The sequence below is a fragment of the Maribacter arenosus genome (genome assembly GCF_014610845.1).
GTDB classification, from domain to species: Bacteria; Bacteroidota; Bacteroidia; order Flavobacteriales; family Flavobacteriaceae; genus Maribacter_A; species Maribacter_A arenosus.
On the sequence record NZ_JABTCG010000002.1, the window covers coordinates 146,926 to 164,337 of the forward strand.

The 17,412-nt window shown below is 40.2% G+C and carries 17 protein-coding genes; 4 read left to right on the top strand and 13 right to left on the bottom strand.

Annotated features, from left to right (window positions below; translation table 11 throughout):
- Positions 1 to 17: 17 nt before the first annotated feature.
- From nosZ to HPE63_RS05725, 3 genes are read right to left on the bottom strand one after another with little or no spacing between them, the layout of a single operon-like run.
- Complete coding sequence (gene nosZ, locus HPE63_RS05715; RefSeq protein ID WP_188313300.1) at positions 18 to 1,976, bottom strand: Sec-dependent nitrous-oxide reductase; 1,959 nt, start codon at positions 1,974 to 1,976, stop codon at positions 18 to 20.
- 31 nt (positions 1,977 to 2,007) lie between these two features.
- The gene (locus tag HPE63_RS05720; protein ID WP_188313301.1) at positions 2,008 to 2,592 is read right to left on the bottom strand and encodes a fasciclin domain-containing protein; all 585 of its coding nucleotides are present in this window, start codon (positions 2,590 to 2,592) and stop codon (positions 2,008 to 2,010) included.
- A gap of 11 nt (positions 2,593 to 2,603) precedes the next feature.
- Positions 2,604 to 3,110 (bottom strand): c-type cytochrome, encoded by a 507-nt coding sequence (locus tag HPE63_RS05725; protein WP_188313302.1) that lies wholly within the window; start codon positions 3,108 to 3,110, stop codon positions 2,604 to 2,606.
- A 124-nt stretch (positions 3,111 to 3,234) separates the two neighbouring features.
- On the opposite strand from HPE63_RS05725, the gene HPE63_RS05730 reads away from it, so the two are divergent.
- Together HPE63_RS05730 and HPE63_RS05735 are read left to right on the top strand one after the other, a co-directional pair.
- Positions 3,235 to 3,666, top strand: a complete 432-nt coding sequence (locus tag HPE63_RS05730) for an RrF2 family transcriptional regulator (RefSeq protein ID WP_188313303.1) — start codon at positions 3,235 to 3,237, stop codon at positions 3,664 to 3,666.
- Positions 3,667 to 3,745: 79 nt separating this feature from the next.
- Positions 3,746 to 5,137, top strand: a complete 1,392-nt coding sequence (locus HPE63_RS05735; RefSeq protein WP_188313304.1) for a Gfo/Idh/MocA family protein — start codon at positions 3,746 to 3,748, stop codon at positions 5,135 to 5,137.
- 62 nt (positions 5,138 to 5,199) lie between these two features.
- On the opposite strand, the gene HPE63_RS05740 is transcribed toward HPE63_RS05735, so the two are convergent.
- Both HPE63_RS05740 and hemN read right to left on the bottom strand, forming a co-directional pair.
- The gene (locus HPE63_RS05740) at positions 5,200 to 6,021 is read right to left on the bottom strand and encodes a universal stress protein (protein ID WP_188313305.1); all 822 of its coding nucleotides are present in this window, start codon (positions 6,019 to 6,021) and stop codon (positions 5,200 to 5,202) included.
- A 29-nt stretch (positions 6,022 to 6,050) separates the two neighbouring features.
- A complete protein-coding gene (hemN, locus tag HPE63_RS05745) occupies positions 6,051 to 7,412 on the bottom strand; it encodes an oxygen-independent coproporphyrinogen III oxidase (protein ID WP_188313306.1) in 1,362 nt (453 codons plus the stop codon).
- A 336-nt stretch (positions 7,413 to 7,748) separates the two neighbouring features.
- Here hemN and HPE63_RS05750 point away from each other — a divergent pair, with 336 nt between their 5' ends.
- Positions 7,749 to 8,636, top strand: a complete 888-nt coding sequence (locus tag HPE63_RS05750; RefSeq protein ID WP_223198066.1) for a sugar phosphate nucleotidyltransferase — start codon at positions 7,749 to 7,751, stop codon at positions 8,634 to 8,636.
- Positions 8,637 to 8,911: 275 nt separating this feature from the next.
- Here the strand turns inward: HPE63_RS05750 and HPE63_RS05755 are convergent, their stop codons facing one another.
- From HPE63_RS05755 to HPE63_RS05790, 8 genes are all read right to left on the bottom strand, one after another.
- Positions 8,912 to 9,943 (bottom strand): LacI family DNA-binding transcriptional regulator, encoded by a 1,032-nt coding sequence (locus tag HPE63_RS05755; RefSeq protein WP_188313307.1) that lies wholly within the window; start codon positions 9,941 to 9,943, stop codon positions 8,912 to 8,914.
- 31 nt (positions 9,944 to 9,974) lie between these two features.
- Entirely contained in the window at positions 9,975 to 11,393 is a 1,419-nt protein-coding gene (gene xylE / locus HPE63_RS05760; protein WP_188313308.1) for a D-xylose transporter XylE, read from the bottom strand.
- Positions 11,394 to 11,410: 17 nt separating this feature from the next.
- Positions 11,411 to 12,736 (bottom strand): xylose isomerase, encoded by a 1,326-nt coding sequence (xylA, locus tag HPE63_RS05765; RefSeq protein WP_188313309.1) that lies wholly within the window; start codon positions 12,734 to 12,736, stop codon positions 11,411 to 11,413.
- Between the two features lie 9 nt (positions 12,737 to 12,745).
- On the bottom strand, positions 12,746 to 14,230 hold the full coding sequence (locus tag HPE63_RS05770; RefSeq protein ID WP_188313310.1) for a xylulokinase: 1,485 nt from the start codon (positions 14,228 to 14,230) through the stop codon (positions 12,746 to 12,748).
- Positions 14,231 to 14,585: 355 nt separating this feature from the next.
- The gene (locus tag HPE63_RS05775) at positions 14,586 to 14,987 is read right to left on the bottom strand and encodes an mTERF domain-containing protein (RefSeq protein WP_188313311.1); all 402 of its coding nucleotides are present in this window, start codon (positions 14,985 to 14,987) and stop codon (positions 14,586 to 14,588) included.
- Positions 14,988 to 15,258: 271 nt separating this feature from the next.
- Complete coding sequence (locus tag HPE63_RS05780) at positions 15,259 to 15,624, bottom strand: arsenate reductase family protein (RefSeq protein ID WP_188313312.1); 366 nt, start codon at positions 15,622 to 15,624, stop codon at positions 15,259 to 15,261.
- Positions 15,625 to 15,628: 4 nt separating this feature from the next.
- Complete coding sequence (locus HPE63_RS05785; RefSeq protein WP_188313313.1) at positions 15,629 to 15,853, bottom strand: hypothetical protein; 225 nt, start codon at positions 15,851 to 15,853, stop codon at positions 15,629 to 15,631.
- A gap of 10 nt (positions 15,854 to 15,863) precedes the next feature.
- Entirely contained in the window at positions 15,864 to 16,313 is a 450-nt protein-coding gene (locus HPE63_RS05790; RefSeq protein WP_188313314.1) for a hypothetical protein, read from the bottom strand.
- Between the two features lie 154 nt (positions 16,314 to 16,467).
- Here HPE63_RS05790 and HPE63_RS05795 point away from each other — a divergent pair, with 154 nt between their 5' ends.
- A complete protein-coding gene (locus HPE63_RS05795) occupies positions 16,468 to 17,319 on the top strand; it encodes a universal stress protein (RefSeq protein WP_188313315.1) in 852 nt (283 codons plus the stop codon).
- The last annotated feature ends 93 nt before the right edge of the window (positions 17,320 to 17,412 follow it).

Sequence of the window (17,412 nt, forward strand, 5' to 3'; positions counted from 1 at the left end):
ATATATCCAGGTGTAAATTAATCGCCCAAAGACCACGAAAGTTCAATGTTCGAATTTGCAGGTGACACCCTAACATAACCCTGCATTTCTTGATGTAAAGCCGAGCAGAAGTCAGTACAATAGAACGGCCATACTCCAGGAGTTTTTGGCTCCCATACCGATGTTTTGGTCTGTCCTGGCATTATTAATAATTCTGAGGTATTCTGACCTATCATCGCGAACCCGTGGGGTACATCAAAATCTTGCTCATGGTTGGTGATATGGAAATACACCTTATCACCCACTTTTACACCTTCAATGTTATCAGGGGTAAAGTGACTCCGTATCATCGACATATAAACATGTACTTCATTTCCTTTTCGCTCTACACGTGTATCGTTAGTGCCTAAAGCAGCATATGGGTGCTTATTTTCATCCAATCGGTAGATTTTCTGTGATTTTGGTGCCAACAATTCGGCAGGACAACCCGCCGCATAGTGTGGTTCCCCGTGTGTTGGGAAATCGTATAATAGCTCCATTTTTTCACCGGAAATATCATATAATTGTGCCGAGTGTTCCATTTCAGGACCTGTTGGCAGATACCTGTCTTTGGTAATCTTATTCATGGCTACCACATATTTTCCGAAAGGTTTTCTCGAGTTACCACCAGGGATCATCAAATGACCAACAGAGTAATAGGTTGGTTTTCTGTCGATAACTTCCCAGGTACCTACTTTCCATTTAACGACTTCCGAAGAAATAAAGAAGGTTGTATAGGCATTTCCCTTATCATCGAATTCTGTATGCAGTGGTCCAAGGCCACCACTCTTGACCTGACCGGCCAAAACATCTTCGAACTTTAAAATTGGGATACCATAGGCTTCACCATCAAACTTCTCCCCTTCGATTGCGGCCAACATCTTGTCAAAAGAGTGTACGGTAAGATCCGCGGATAGTTTTCCGTTCCCAACGATATACTGCCCTGTGGGATCCACATCACAACCATGTGGTGATTTAGGCGTTGGCAAGAAATAAACTGCGCCTGGCACCTGGGTTGGATCTACGGTCAACACCTCTTTTTTCATGGTAGACGTAGCTGTATGGGTATGCTCGTCATATACATTATGCGCGTAATTGGCAGGCATTTTAGTGCCACCACCATTGTTTACGTATTCCTCTATTTTTTTCCAATTAATGGCAGCGATAAAATCCTTATCGTTCTGTGAGGCATTCACCTCTAACAAGGAATTGGCCTCTTCGGTATTATAGGTGGTGAAGAAAAACCATCCGTGCGATTTTCCCCTACCGGGATGCGAAAGATCATAATTGAATCCAGGCATCAACAATTGGAATTTAAGATCCATTCGGCCATCTTCAGGATTTACGCTGATAAATGACAAAGCGCCCTTGAAATTTCCCTTGTACTCTTTAATAGACATATCCCTTTGTGGAACAGGAACCGCAAAACGGGTACCTGCGACTACGTACTCGGTGTTTTCAGTGATGAAAGAAGAACTATGGTTACCCGCACTATTGGGCACTTCAATGATTTCTTCAGTCTCAAAAGAAGTAAGGCTTATTCTGGCAATACGCGGGGTATTGTTTCCGTTTATAAATATCCACCTTCCATCGAGTTCACCACTTGTCTGTGAAATATCGGGGTGGTGGGAATCATCCCAAGGAACAAATCCGAACGATGTGTTCAACATAGGCTTGGTTTCTTCCGAATACCCGTATCCCGATGTTGGGAACTGTGAGAATACAGGAATTTCCTTGAACATTCGCCCTGAGGGCAATCCGTATACCGTTAAGTTGCCGCTATATCCCCCTGATAGGAAGGCATAGTAGTCATCTTGTTCGCCTGGTGCTACATAAACTTTTTCGGCTGCACTTGAAGACAACGCCCCATTTGATGAGCTCTTGCCTTGATCGCCACAACTTGCGAAGACCAATGCCAGACCCAATAGGGTTAACATAGAATATTTGATTTTTTTCATTGTATGTGTTTTATTATTTATTTGAGTTGAATTATTCTTCCGATGGGGGTAGCATTACCTTATCTACCACATGTACGATACCATTACCTGCTTTTACACTTCCAATAATTTTAGCGCCACCGACATAGACATCATCGCCTTTTACTTCAATCATGACATTTTGGTCATTGGCCTGTCCCAATTTCTTGAACTTCATCAAGAAATCCTTGCTATAATTACCGGCTGTCACATGATACTTGAGAATATTGGCCAATGCGTCCTTATTTTCTGGTTTCAATAAATTCTCCACAGTCCCTTCGGGTAATGCATCAAAAGCAGCATTTGTAGGGGCGAAAACCATTAATGGACCTGCATTTACCAAGGCGTTCTCCAAATCGGCTGCCTGAACTGCTGCCACCAATGTGGTGTGGTCTGGAGAACCTATTGCAATCTGTAGTACATTGGGTGTTGACCCATCATCCTCGATAAAGGCCTGTCCTTGTTCTTTTGCTTCGTCGGTGGTAGCCTCTGAAGTAGATGAAGTTGTTTCGGTTTTGGCTTCGTTCTTACAACCGATAAAAATCATCAGCATTAAAAACGAACCAAGAAGTAATCTAAATTTGGCTGTTGTTTTCATATAAATTAGGTTTATAATGTTCTAAAGTATTCAAGAACCGCACGTGCCTGTTCTTCTGTCAAGCCTTGATTGGCCATAGGTGAACCATTGAATTCAATTAACAACTCCTTGGCTAGTGGATCTTCCTTAACCATTTGTTCCGGGTTGAGGATCATATTCATCACCCATTCAGGTGTTCTTCTTTCCAATACACCGTTTGGAGCTGGTCCAATGAATTTCTTTCCAATTCTATGGCATGCCAAACACATTTGGTCATATACCTCCTTGCCTTTGGCCGCCATGGCATCATCAATTGCTTCATCTAAGGTCAAGGATTTTATAGGGCCTACACCTTTGGTGGTCAAATCGACACGTTCAGAAGCTTTGTCACCTGAAACCGCTGGGGTTTCAACTGCCTTTTCTGTAGTTGTCTTTTGTTGCTTTACACTAAAACCTTCTTTCTTCTTTTCTTCTTTGCCGCCACAACTAAGCATTAGTAATGATAAAAGAAGGATTGTACTTTTAAATGGTATTTTCATTGTTTTCGATTTGTTAAATTAAACGGTAAAAATATATAGTCAAAGATACCCAAAAAATGACATTTGTCATATTTCGGATAAAAATATCTTTTAATATTTGTCAACATAAAATACGACATGCTTAATGTTTTCCAATTCATCTAAATATGCACTAAAGGCAGTACTTTATTTGGCCGTAAATGCCAGTGAATCAAACAAGATTATGGCCAAGAATATCAGTGAACCGATAAATGTTCCCCAAGCCTATATCTCCAAATTGCTTCAAGATCTTTCGAGGCATGATATCGTATCTTCCGTTCGTGGGCCTAATGGTGGTTTTTATTTGAATGAACAAAATCTGAAAACGCCACTCATCACTATTGTGAATGTCATCGATGGTGAAAATAGATTGAACTCTTGTTTACTCAGTATTCAAAACTGTAATAACGATAAACCATGTCCATTACATCATTTTGCAGCCTCTTATAGGACCCATCTTCTTGAAAATCTGGAAAACAACACCATAAATGATATGGTAAAGGGGATAAAGGCCAAAACATCATTTTTACCCCTTTAAGTTAAGCATTTATTCTTGCTCGAGAAAAGCAAAAGGTGTAACTTTCTATTCATTTAATACACCAAAAAACTTCAAAATCATGGGCAAGGACAATACCAGAAGATCATTCCTTAAAAAAGCAACATTAGGTTCAGCCGCATTTACCTCAGCACCTTATATATTGGCTTCTTCTTACCAGCAAAAAATATCACTTACACGTGATTATACCTTTGAAGACTATTCCAAAAACGACCAGATAAATTTAGGTTTAATCGGTTGCGGTATTCAAGGAATCTATGATACTACCTCGGCCCTGCAAGTCAATGGAGTAAAGCTGGTGGCCGTTTGCGATTTGTATACGGGCCGGTTAGATCGCGCCAAGGAATTATGGGGAAAGGATATTTTCGTAACTAGGGATTATAGGCAATTGCTGGATAGAAACGATATTGATGCCGTCATCGTTGCCACACCGGATCATTGGCATAAAAAAATAACCATAGAGGCTATGAACGCCGGAAAGGCGGTCTATTGTGAAAAACCAATGGTTCAACATTGGGAGGAAGGCCATGAGATAATCTCCGCACAAAAATCTACAGGGAAAATTTGTCAAGTTGGTAGTCAGGGAATGTCCTCGCTCGGAAATGAAAAAGCAAAACAATTGTATGAGGATGGTGCTATAGGTGAAATAGTGATGCTCGATTTTTTCAACGATCGCTATTCGGCAGAAGGGGCATGGCAGTATCCAATTCCACCCGATGCAAATCCTGATACTGTGGATTTTGATACTTTTTTAGGAAGAGCACCAAAAGTACCCTTCGAGTTAAAGCGCTTTTTCAGATGGAGAAATTACCGAGACTATGGAACCGGCGTTGCAGGCGACCTTTTTGTACATGCCTTTTCTACCCTAAACCACATCATAAGCTCAAATGGACCAAACAAGGCAATGGCAACTGGCGGACTTCGATACTGGAAAGATGGCAGGGATGTGCCAGATGTCAGTATAACACTATACGATTATCCCAAAACGGATACACATGCAGCGTTCAATGCAGCATTCCGCATCAATTTTATTGCAGGAAGCGGTGGGGGTGGAGGCTTTAAATTGATCGGCACAGAGGGTGAAATGGAGGTTGGCCAAAATTCAGTGAAATTGAAACGCTCAAAACTAGGTATGATACCAGGAGGATATTCAATGATTGCCTATACTGAGGCTACCCAAGAAAAAATACGACAGGGTTATACCGCTCAAAACTTGGAAACCAGGGAATCCAACCTTTCTACAGGGGAAACAATCTGGGAAGCTCCTGAGGAATATAAAGGAGGTCATTACGACCATTTTTATAATTTTTTCCAGAGTATACGCAATGATAAAAAGGTAATCGAGGATCCAACATTTGGACTGAGGGCTGCTGGCGCCGCATTGTTGGCCAATGAAAGTTACTATCAAAAAAAACCAGTTCTATGGAATCCTGATACCATGAGAAAAATCTAAAAAAGGGGAACCGAAAACTCGGTTCCCCTTTTTTAAAGATCAATTTAATATAAAAATATCGACTATATCCTAAAGGTCACTACTGGTACATTGGAATGATTGGCAATATCCTCGCCGATACTTCCCATGAAGAAGTGCGATAAGCCTTTTCTTCCGTGTGTGGAAATGCCTATGATATCCGCACCAATCTTATCCCCATAATTCAGAATACCTTTTTCCACGCTATAATCATTGTAAATATTGACTTTGGTATCAACACCCGCTTTTTTCAAAAACTTGGAAATCCTTTCTTGGATATCACTTGTGCTAAGAAAATCATCACCAGGTGTATTGATATAAACGAGCTTCAATTCCGCTGAAAGCATGGCTGCAAATTGTTTCGCTTTTCGAAAGGCTTCAATGCTCTCTTCCTTAAAGCCGCTTGCAAACAAAAATTTCTCTACCTTAAAGTCTGTATGCTCTTTTTTGATAACAAGTACGGGTATATCTGCATTACGCACCACACGTTCTGCGTTGGACCCTACAAATATCTCTTTTAATCCATCGGTGCCATGCGAACCCATGACGATCATATCGGCATTGTTTTTCTTCGCCACGTCATTAACTTCACTGAACACTTTAAAATGTTTAATTATAGGTGTGATTTCAACTCCATTGAGATAAGGCTTATTCAAAAATTCCTTAAACCTTTTCTCAGCCAATTTTATCAAGAATACGGTCTGTTCTGGATGAAAACCTTCAGATGAAGTGGCCATCGCCTGGTTTAGCTCTAACATATGAAGGACCAAAATTTCCGATTTGTGTTTTTTCGCAAGAGAAGCAGCCACTTTCAGTGCAAATTCCGATTGTTCCGAAAAATCTACGGGTACTACTATTTTTTTCATAATGTAGGTTTTAAAACTAAGTTCAAAAATTAAATCGTCATCGAAAACAACCTAGTCTCTGGCTCTTTTCTATGTAATAGAACGTCAAAGGCCATACAAATATTACGAATAAAGGGTTGGCCTTCTTCCGTAACCCTTAATTCATCTATTCCAAACGCCACCAAACCGTCCTGTTCCATCTCTCTGAGTCTTTCGACCACTGAAGGAATCTCAGGGAAGTAGGTTTCCTTTGTGTCCCAATTTGTTTTAAAGCGGCACATTAAATTCAAGATATGTTTTCTAATGATCCGATCTTCCTGTGTTAAGATATGCCCTCTATAAATTGGGATGATATTGTTTTCGACTAAATGTTTATATTCTTCCAAGCCTTTTACATTTTGGGCAAAACTGTACCAACTATCACTGATACTCGAAGCCCCCAACCCGACCATAACCTGAGTTTTTGAGGCTGTATACCCCATAAAATTACGATGTAGTTTGCCGGAAATCATGGATTGATAAAGACTATCGCTTTTTAAAGCAAAGTGATCCATTCCTATTTCTTCATAACCGACTTTCGACAATAGTTTTTTCCCCTCTTCATATTGTGCCCTCTTTGCTTTGGCACTAGGCAGGTCTTCATCTAAAAAACCACGTTGGCCGTTACCCTTTAACCAAGGCACATGGGCATAACTGTAAAAAGCCAACCTATCGGGCCTCAAGGACTTGGTCTTTAGAATGGTTTCTTTAACATGTTCCAGGGTTTGGTGGGGCAAACCAAAAATTAAATCATGACCAACAGAAGTATAACCTATTTCCCTGGCAGCTTCGGTTACCGTTTTTACATTTTCGTAAGGCTGTACCCTATGAATCGCCTTTTGAACCTTTTCATTATAATCCTGAACGCCATAACTCACCCTTCTAAAACCAACATCATATAAAGCCTGTAAATGTTCCTTTGTGGTATTATTGGGGTGACCTTCAAAACTAAACTCATATTCTGGGGCTTTTTCAGCCCATCTAAATATCCCGTTAATTAGCCTCGTCAAGTTCTGGGGCGAGAAAAAAGTAGGGGTACCCCCACCCAAATGCATTTCTTTTATGATGGGCTTAGAACCAAAAAGGTCACAATACAACCGCCATTCCTTTAGAACGGAACTGATATACGGGGTTTCCACATCATGTTGTTTCGTTATGCGTTTATGACATCCGCAAAACGTACACATGCTTTCACAATAGGGCAAATGAATGTATAGACTTATGCCCTCTTTGGCATTGCTTTCATCGAAACTTTTCTTCAGGGTATTCTTCCATTCTTGACCAGAAAACGTATCCATATTCCAATAAGGCACCGTCGGGTAACTTGTATATCTTGGCCCCGGAATATTATATTTCTGTATAAGCTGGCTCATGCAAATAATTTGAGAATTACAAATATACAATGCAAAGATCTAAATTAACATGACAATTATCACATTGCCCAAAGGGGTTAAAACCAGTGTTCTTCGGATTGGTCCATATTGCCTTTCGAAGATTTTCGACTTAGGTTATTGGTAAGCACTCCCAACACTTTGATCCGGAATATCTATTTTTTCAGCATATGGGATTTCATTATCACACTGAGGTTCTCAATTTATAATAACGTCAAAACCTTTCGGGGTTAAATCCAAATAATCGGGGATACATCGAAAAACGAACCATTTTTGGACGTAAAAGACTTATTTTTGCCCCTTTAAAAGACAAAACACATGACATTACTATTAATGGCCGCTGGAAGCGGAAGCCGATATGGGAAATTAAAACAGTTTGATGGCTTAGGTCCAAACGAGGAATTTTTAATGGAATTCAGCATATTTGATGCCTTGGAAAATGATTTTGACCATGTTGTTGCTATTACTAAGAAGGATAATGTTACTTTTTTAAGAGATCACTTATCGGCGAGATTACCTAAAAAAATCAAGCTCGATGTTATTGCCCAGGAATTAATGGACATTCCTGAAGGATGTAGCTATACTGGGGAACGTCAAAAGCCTTGGGGAACGGCACATGCCGTTTGGACAGCACGAAATTTAATAAACAATCCTTTTGTGGTCATCAATGCGGATGATTATTATGGTAAAGGTGCCTTCAAGAATGCCGCCAACTTCATAAAAGACAAAAAATATAAAGATGCTTACGGACTTGTTGGATATACCTTAAAAGATACACTTTCAGAACATGGATCCGTTTCCCGAGGGGTCTGCGAAGCCAATGATAAAAACACTTTGATATCCGTTGTTGAACGTACTAAGCTTATACAAAAGGGCAATGTTGTTGTGGATCAGGATTCTGGCGTCGAATTTACAGGTGATGAATTGGTTAGTATGAACTATTGGATTTGCCGACCTACCATTTTCAAGGCAATAGAAAAGGATTTAAGATCATTCCTTCAAAAAGGTGAGAATTTAGAAAAAGGAGAGATTTATATTCCGTTTGTAATTCAGGAAATGGTACAGCGCAATGAAGTGATGGTAAAAGTGGTTCCATCTGGCGGCAAATGGTTTGGTGTCACCTATGCCAGCGATCGGGAAATGGCGGTATCACAATTACAGGAAACCACGGATAAGGGAGGATATCCTTCCCCGTTGTGGAAATAGCACAATTGTTTCAAAGGGAACATGGATATCAAGGCTACAACGCATTGGTAATACAGAATAAACAGCTTTATTAACATCCAGTTGCTTCTTGACGAGGAGAATCTTGATTGTGTTTTTCAGGGAATCAAGCTTATTTTTAACGATGATATCAAGTTGATATCGAACATTTCTTGTGCACTCCAGAATTTGAATTGTTGTTAAGGACTATTTGATTGTAAGCAGAAAGCCCAGATTGAAACGGATTCTATGCAAGGTGTGGTTCAGGAAAAATTGGGTTAGACCATTGGCAATTTCCTAGTAGATTCCCTAACGATAAGACTGGTTTTTACAACTTTGGTCTCAAAATTCCCCGGAGAACTGATATTTTCAATACGATCGATCAATCGATTGGCGCATGTTTCACCAATATAAGAGCCATGCTGACTAACCATGGTCAACGCTGGAGTAACATATTTTGACAATCGGCCATTTGTAAATCCGATTATTGCAATATCATTCGGCACATGGTATCCTCTGGCCATAATAATACCCATGGCCTTTACTGTGGTTATTTCATCCAGTGCCATAATACCATCAATATTCTTGTCATTCAGGATAAATGATAAAATAAACTCCAAATCGTCCTTGGGTTCTATCGGGGTTATCAATTTATCATCAAAGGCGAATCCCTTTTCGCTTAAAGCCTGCTTATAACCATCTACACGTAACCGACCTATCTTAGTACTATGGATTGGGGAAATTATAGCAATGTTCGTACAACCGGTATCCAGCAAATACTTGGTAGCCTTGTATCCGGCCTGAAAATCATCAACGATCACCTTATCACATTCAATGGCATCCAATACCCGATCGAACATGACCAAAGGAATTTGATTATCTACAGTTTCCAAAATTTTCCCTATATGCTTATTTGTTTGCATTTCCGAGGCAACAGTAGAAAGTATTAGTCCGTCAACAGCCCCACTACTCAACAAGTCCAAGGTCATTGCCTCTTTTTTAAGCGAATGGTCACTGATGCAACTAATAATACTGTATCCCCTTTCATTGGCCACCTTTTCGATACCATAAAGCACTTGTACAAAAAAATAATTCAGGATGTTGGGAATTATGACCCCAATGGTCTTTGTACTCCTATTCACTAAATTCTGGGCAATCTTGTTTGGTTTATAGTGGTTCGCTTTGGCATACTTTCGAATCTTCGATTTTAAACCATCACTAATCTCATGACTATCATGCAAGGACTTTGATACCGTGGAAACTGAAACCGAAAAATGTTTGGCGATATCTTTCAGGGTTAGTTTTGTCATGGTCCTTGATTTTTGAATAGTTCAATATCAATTAATGCTTCTTCCACATCCTTTCCATTTCCTCCAATGTTTTCCCTTTTGTTTCGGGAACAAATTTCCAGACCAAGAATGCGGCCAGTAAGCCCATGATGCCATAGATCCAATACGAGAAACCATGATTGAATTGCTCCAACAAGTAGCTGTTTTTATCCATTAAAGGAAACGTCCAAGACACTAGGTAATTTGATATCCATTGGGCGGCTACAGCAATGGCCATAGCCTTTCCCCTAATTTTGTTTGGGAATATTTCTGATAACAATACCCAGGTTACCGGTCCCCAACTCATGGCAAAACTAGCCACATAACACAGCATGAAAACCAGTGCCCCTATACCTATGGCTTCCATAAAGAAAGAGGTTCCCAAGGCGAACATGGATAAAGCCATCCCCATAGCCCCGATGATCATCAGGGGCTTTCTTCCAAATTTATCCACTGTCATTATGGCCAATACCGTGAAAATCAGGTTTACCGAACCAACGATAATAGTCTGCAATAGCGCCACATCGGTTCCGGCCCCCATGCTCTTAAATATTTCAGGGGCATAATACAATACCACATTAATACCCACAAATTGTTGGAATACGGAAAGCAGCACCCCAATTACTACAACGCCAATACCGAACGAGAATAGCTTACCCGAATGACTTGTCACAGTACTCTGAATCTCTAGCAAGATCTTCTTTGCATTTTCAGGGTTGTTGACCCTGGTTAAAACGGCTAGGGCCTTTTCCGGTTTCGATTTTAATACCAAGGACCTTGGGGTATCAGGTACAAATAGCAACATTACCAAAAACAAGAATGCGGGTATAACTTCCGAGGCGAACATCCATCGCCATCCGACCAAATTCAACCATGTATCATCGCCTTGCAAAGAAATATAATAATTCACGAAATAGACCACCAGCATACCAAAAATGATGGCGAACTGGTTCATAGACACCAACTTGCCCCTAATCTTTGCCGGTGATATTTCGGCAATATACAAAGGGGATAACATTGATGCCAACCCTACCCCAATACCACCAATAATCCTATAAACAATAAAGATGTAGATAAAGGTATGGTCGGCTTCGCCGATTGGTTTTAAAAAGATTTCCGGCATTGCCGATCCCATTGCGGATAGCAGGAACAAAATAGCCGCCAAAATCAGTCCGTTTCTACGTCCTAGTTTTTTGCTTACGATACCTCCTAAAATACCCCCAATCACACAACCGATCAAAGCACTGGAAACAACTAATCCTAATCGGGCATTTGCGCTCATTTCATCCAACCCAAATGGCATTACGAAAAAACTATCCAAAGAACTGACTGTTCCTGAAATTACGGCCGTGTCATAGCCAAAAAGCAGCCCCCCAAGTGTGGCCACCACTGTTAATCGCAATAAATAAAGGGAATTGGTCGATTTTTGCATTGAATTGGTTTTACGAACTATATATATTGATTGATGATATTCTCGAACAATTCCTGCTTCCCACTTTTAAGTTCAAGTTCCCCATTGTTCTTCGCTAAATTATAGAGGTCGGATAAGGTCAATTTACCTTTTTCAAAGTCTTTTCCCTTACCGGAATCAAAAGAACTATACCTTTTTTGTCTCAAGGCTTCATAATCAGAAGATGATATGATTCTATCTGCTGCGATCAATGCCCTTGCAAAGGTATCTGCCCCTCCGATATGTGCATGGAAAACATCATCCTGATCGGTAGAGTTCCTTCTGATCTTTGCATCAAAATTAATTCCACCTCCTTGCAATCCACCCGCTTTTAGGAATACCAACATGGCTTCAGTTGTTTCCAGAACATTGTTAGGAAACTGATCGGTATCCCATCCGTTTTGATAATCACCACGGTTTGCATCCAAGCTACCTAACATTCCTGCTTTTGCCGCAACTGCCAGTTCATGTTGGAACGTGTGTTGGGCCAACGTTGCATGGTTTACTTCAATATTGATCTTGAAATCTTTTTCCAAGCCATATTGATGTAAGAATCCTATTGCTGTGGCTGTATCAAAGTCGTACTGATGTTTCATAGGTTCCATAGGCTTGGGCTCAATAAAGAAATTGCCTTTAAACCCTTGACCACGGGCATAATCGCGCGCCATCGCCAAAAACTGGCCCATATGATCTAATTCGCGTCCCATATCGGTATTTAGTAGGGACATATAGCCTTCACGACCGCCCCAAAAAACATAATTCTCACCCCCAAGGGCAATGGTCGTATCCAACGCCAATTTAATCTGTCCACCTGCCCGGGCTACTACATCGAAATCCGGATTGGTGGTAGCACCGTTCATATACCGTGGATTGGAAAAACAATTGGCTGTTCCCCAAAGAAGTTTTACGCCTGAAGCCGCTTTCTTTTCTTTTAGGTAATCCGTTATTGTAGCCAAACTTTTTTCGGATTCGGAAAAAGTCGCCCCTTCTTGGATTAAATCAAAATCATGGAAACAGAAATAATCAAAGCCCATTTTGGTGATAAACTCAAAAGCGGCGTCCGCTTTATCCTTTGCCGCCTGCAAAGGTTCCGAAGCCTGATCCCATCCAAAATTCTGGGTACCTGGCCCAAAAGGATCCGAGCCTTGTCCGCAGAAGGTGTGCCAGTAAGCAATGGCAAACTTAAAGTGCTCGCGCATGGTTTTACCTGCAACAATCTGTTCCGGATTATAATATTTAAAAGCCAATGGATTGTCTGAATCCTTACCTTCAAATTTAATTTCCCCGATTCCCTTAAAGTATTCTTTATTTCCTATCAGTGCCATGATGATGTTTTATATATTACTAATTAGTTTCAATTCTTTTTTCCAAATTGCATAGGCCTCGTCAAAGGGTTTTTTGTCTTTGGCAGGTTTAAATGTCTTTACATAGTCGTTCTCCATGATGTACGATCCGAATTTTTCAAAATCGCCATCATGCAATCCTGCCGCCCTAGCGGCACCGATTGCTCCGGTAGTATTGTATATCTCAATGCCATGCCCGATCAAGGTTGCGACGGTATTCGAGAAAATCCCAGATCGAAATAAATTATCATTTCCAACACGCAATACGTTGACCTCTATTCCATCCGATTTAAGAATCTCCATTCCATAAACAAATGAAAATGCAATACCTTCCAATGCTGCCCTACAAATATGGGCCTTGCCATGATTGTTCAGGTTAATATTGAGAAGTCTGGAACCTACCTCCCTATTGTTCAACATACGTTCTGCACCATTGCCGAAAGGGATCATACAAACCCCATCCGATCCGACAGGAATTTCCGATGCCAAGGTGTTCATTTCTTCATAAGACGAAACGTCCAAATTATTCAATAGCCATCGATATTGAATTCCGGCACCATTGATACAAAGCAATTTTCCTATTCGTGGATGCTGCCCTTTTTTATAATTCACATGGGCAAAGTTATTCACACGGGAACTTTCCTTGACAGAGAGGCTATCGGTGATGGCATAAAACACTCCGGATGTCCCACCCGTACCAGCCACTTCACCCGGCTTGAATACATTGAGGGAAAGTGCATTGTTGGGTTGGTCCCCGGCCCTATAATAAATTGGCGTCCCGACCGCCAAGCCACTTTCAAGTCCTCCTTTTTCAGACACCTTGGATTGTATCCCAAAAGTTTCAATAATATCGGGCACCATGGATTTTTCAATATCGTAATGGTCCAATAGGAAATCGGCGATTTCATCTTTTTTAAAATCCCATAGGACACCTTCGGAAAGACCCGAAATCGTGGTATTCATCGTATTCGATAACTTGAAAGCGATATAGTCGCCAGGGAGCATGAATTTATATATCTTATTAAAAATCTCGGGCTCATTTTCCTTAACCCATTTTAGTTTAGAGGCCGTAAAGTTACCGGGGGAGTTCAAAAGATGGGTAGTGCATTTGTCCTCTCCAATTTCCTCAAAGGCCCTATTGCCTATTTCAACGGCTCGACTATCGCACCAAATAATCGAAGGTCGCAAGGGTTTCCCAGCCTTATCCACCACTACAAGTCCATGCATTTGATAGGAGATACCTATGCCTTTGATCTGTGTTTGGGTAATTGTATGGGCAGCCTTAAGTCTTGAGATCGCAGCACATATATAGTTCCACCAATCATCGGGTTGTTGCTCGGCCCAACCATTCTTAATGGCCAACATTCCCATTTCGGATTCAGGCTCTTGTACTAGCCCGATACTCTTACCGGTAGCCATATCGACCAGTGCTGCTTTAATGGAAGAACTTCCTATATCCAATCCTAGATAAAACATATGTGTCAGTGTTATTTAAAATTCGATTTTTAAAGGTGTTGAAAGAGTCACACCTTTATCAAATGTATTATAAAGTTCCCTTGAAATAAAACCTAATTGCCCTTGAAGTGAATAACGCCTTTTGACCGAAAACCGAATCTACCCTCCCTAATGCTCAAATAGCACGAGTTTATAGGGCTTTTATCCCAAGACTAACATTACTAAAATTTTCGAAAGCGATTTCGTAAAGAATTTTGGTATTTTGATTATATTCTAAAATTGAGAGGGATATTCTGAGGTTATTGTCAAAAAATATTACGTATACACTAAATCACATAAAGGTGATTGTGAAAGTTATAGTGATTTGTGTTCTATTTTAATCCTGCCTAACACGTTCATTTCCGAGGGAAACGATACATTTTTCAATTTCCTTTTTCGCGTCTTCCGAAGAAAAACCAAGCCCTATGGCATATTTGTAAATCATGGTGCGTTCTTCCGCATCGATCTCATGATCAGCATTTATAATTTTGAAAAAATCATGTAGTCGCTCTAAACGTTCTTCTAACCCGTAAGGGGGTATCAAAGGATATTTTCTTGGGTTTTTCAATATGACCTTAACCTCTTCGTCGGAAACATCCAGTTTAAAAGCCAAACGTTTTAAAACCTTTTGCTCTTCCAGATTAATAGGCCCATCTATACCCGCCAAAGTCACCATGGCAGCGAAGTGTGATATTTTGCTTTCATGTTCCCCAGATTCGTATGCTTCTAAAATCGTCATTCTCCAAGATTTTTGGATTGTACATATGATTAAGGAAGTTACAACCAAAAAATCCTTTTATCAATGATGTAAATCATTAGGAAGCAGTTTTTATGGGGACTCAAAAAAAACGAAATCACTAAAATAGGATCTACGGTTTACTTTTCGATGTAAATCACATTCAGACCTGTTAAATCGATATTTTAGACCAGACAAAGAACCATTGGAACTAACCTACCCGAAACAGGAATGCACAAAACCAAAGGAATTTTGGACCCTGTTCGTTTTATCTTTAAATTTTGATGACATCTGAAGGGGTTTCTACCAAAATAGTAATGTTCCCTCTCAAGGCAATGGGTTGCTTCATGATTTCAGGGTTATGCTTTATCATCTTTATCCAATCCTCGGACGAAAAATCATGCCGTTCGAATTTTGATAAATAGGTCGGATGTTCCTGATTCACCAAATCCTTGACTTCTATACCCAATCTATCGGCCAATTCAATAATTTGTGTCCCTGTCAATCCGGTCTTCAAAATATCCACAGGTAAGATGGGCAACCCCTCAGCTTTGGCAAGTGCCAAGGTTTGTTTGGCCCTGTTTGAATTGGAATTATAAAACAAGGTAATCTGTCTTTCCGATGTAGCAATTTCTCCCATACGCTCAATTTAAGCCATTAGCCTTTTTATAGGTTCTTAAATGTTTCCCCAATAACTGTTCTAAACTTTCCAAATAGTCTTGCAATTCTTTTTTTTGAACTTTAGGATGCGCCTTGCCCGGCAATGTTATAGGGTCCTCCTCCAAAAAACGATACAATTCAGGATAATCTGTTTCGATTTCGGACGTTAATCTAGTAATTCGCTTGAGTAAGTTATCAGGATCGTTCATGGTATTCTTTTTAGGTTTTCAATATATTGGCGAGTTCCTCACTATCTATAATATGCTCGGTTATCGCAAAAACCTCTTTTCGGTTCTTCCTAAAAGATATTAAGAAACTCGCCATTTCCTCCTCAAGATGTTCATGTTCAGTTACTATGACTCCGGCATCCTCTCTATTTGGATCTTCGACCAAATATCCCAATTGAATTAAATGTTTGTCAACTTTTAGAAGCAAGTCTTTGCTTTTTTCAGTTAGTCTGAACAATCCATCCTTTAAATCCTTCACCAATTGAAGACTATCTGGTTTTGTCAACCATATAAAATATTTTTCAGTCAGATGTTTCAAGAAGCGCAGGTCATCTTTATAAAATTGAAGATCGGACTTCCAGTATTTGGTCAAAACATAAAGCTCATCCCATGGCCCATCTTTTAAAAAATCGAGCTCATGTCCTCTTTTGTCCTTTTTCATCCTTATTGAGTTTTGCAATCGGATAAACAAAAATAATAGGCCACTCTGAAAAACTAAATGACCTATATCATATCCATTTATATAGGCTGACTGATACACATCATTTCATTGGCCTATTGGTTATCTTACATTTAAGGGAATAAAAAAAATAGAGATGAAGACGTTTTTATATGCCACGGATTATTCCAAGAATTCTGTGGCAGCACTCCAATTTGCGTATGCACTTAGCCGGGAACTCCAAGCTAAACTTGTTGCCCTGCACGTATTTGAATTGTCCCTGACCTTGGCCAGTACGGTTTCACATACCTATTCGCGCAAGGAAGTAAGGGCCTTTGCCGATCATCGTGAGCGATTGAGGGATTTCTGTTCGGAACATTTGAAAAACAAGCCAGGGGCTGAGAAAATCACTTATAAGATAGACGAGGGAAATCCAGTCCACGAGAAAATCATCAATAATGCCAAGGAACATAAGGCCGATTTGATCATTGTCGGCACCAAGGGGGGTAATCCTATTCGGGAAGCCTTGCTAGGCAGCACTACCACATCACTGATCGACAAGGCTCCCTGTCCTGTACTGGCAGTGCCAGATGATGTGGATTTCTACGGCATCAAAAAAATGGTTTACGCCACTGACTTTGAAGGGGCGGATATTTTTACCATTGAAAAATTGACCGATTTGGCCAAACCTTTACAATTGGATCTACACCTCGTACATGTTTCAACACTGGATACCCGCACAAGCAAAGATCAAATGGAATGGTTCAAAGGCATGTTAAAACACAAGGTTGACGATGAAAACATCCATTTTGATTTACGTTATGGGGAAGACGTCTTTACGACACTTCAGGAATACATCGATGAAATAGAACCCGATTTGGTAGCCATGTTAGAACGTGAGGGGCATAGCCTTATCAAAGATCTTACGCACAGGGATTTGGTAAAACGGATGAAATCTGAAGGTCATTTGCCACTACTTAGTTACCATAAAAAGAATATTCAGGATTGACATACCGCGATTTAAGGCATAATTATAAGAATTCTGACCTGTATCATTTTCAGTACGAATGATAATGGATTCCTTTGTAGTGAACGCCTTAAA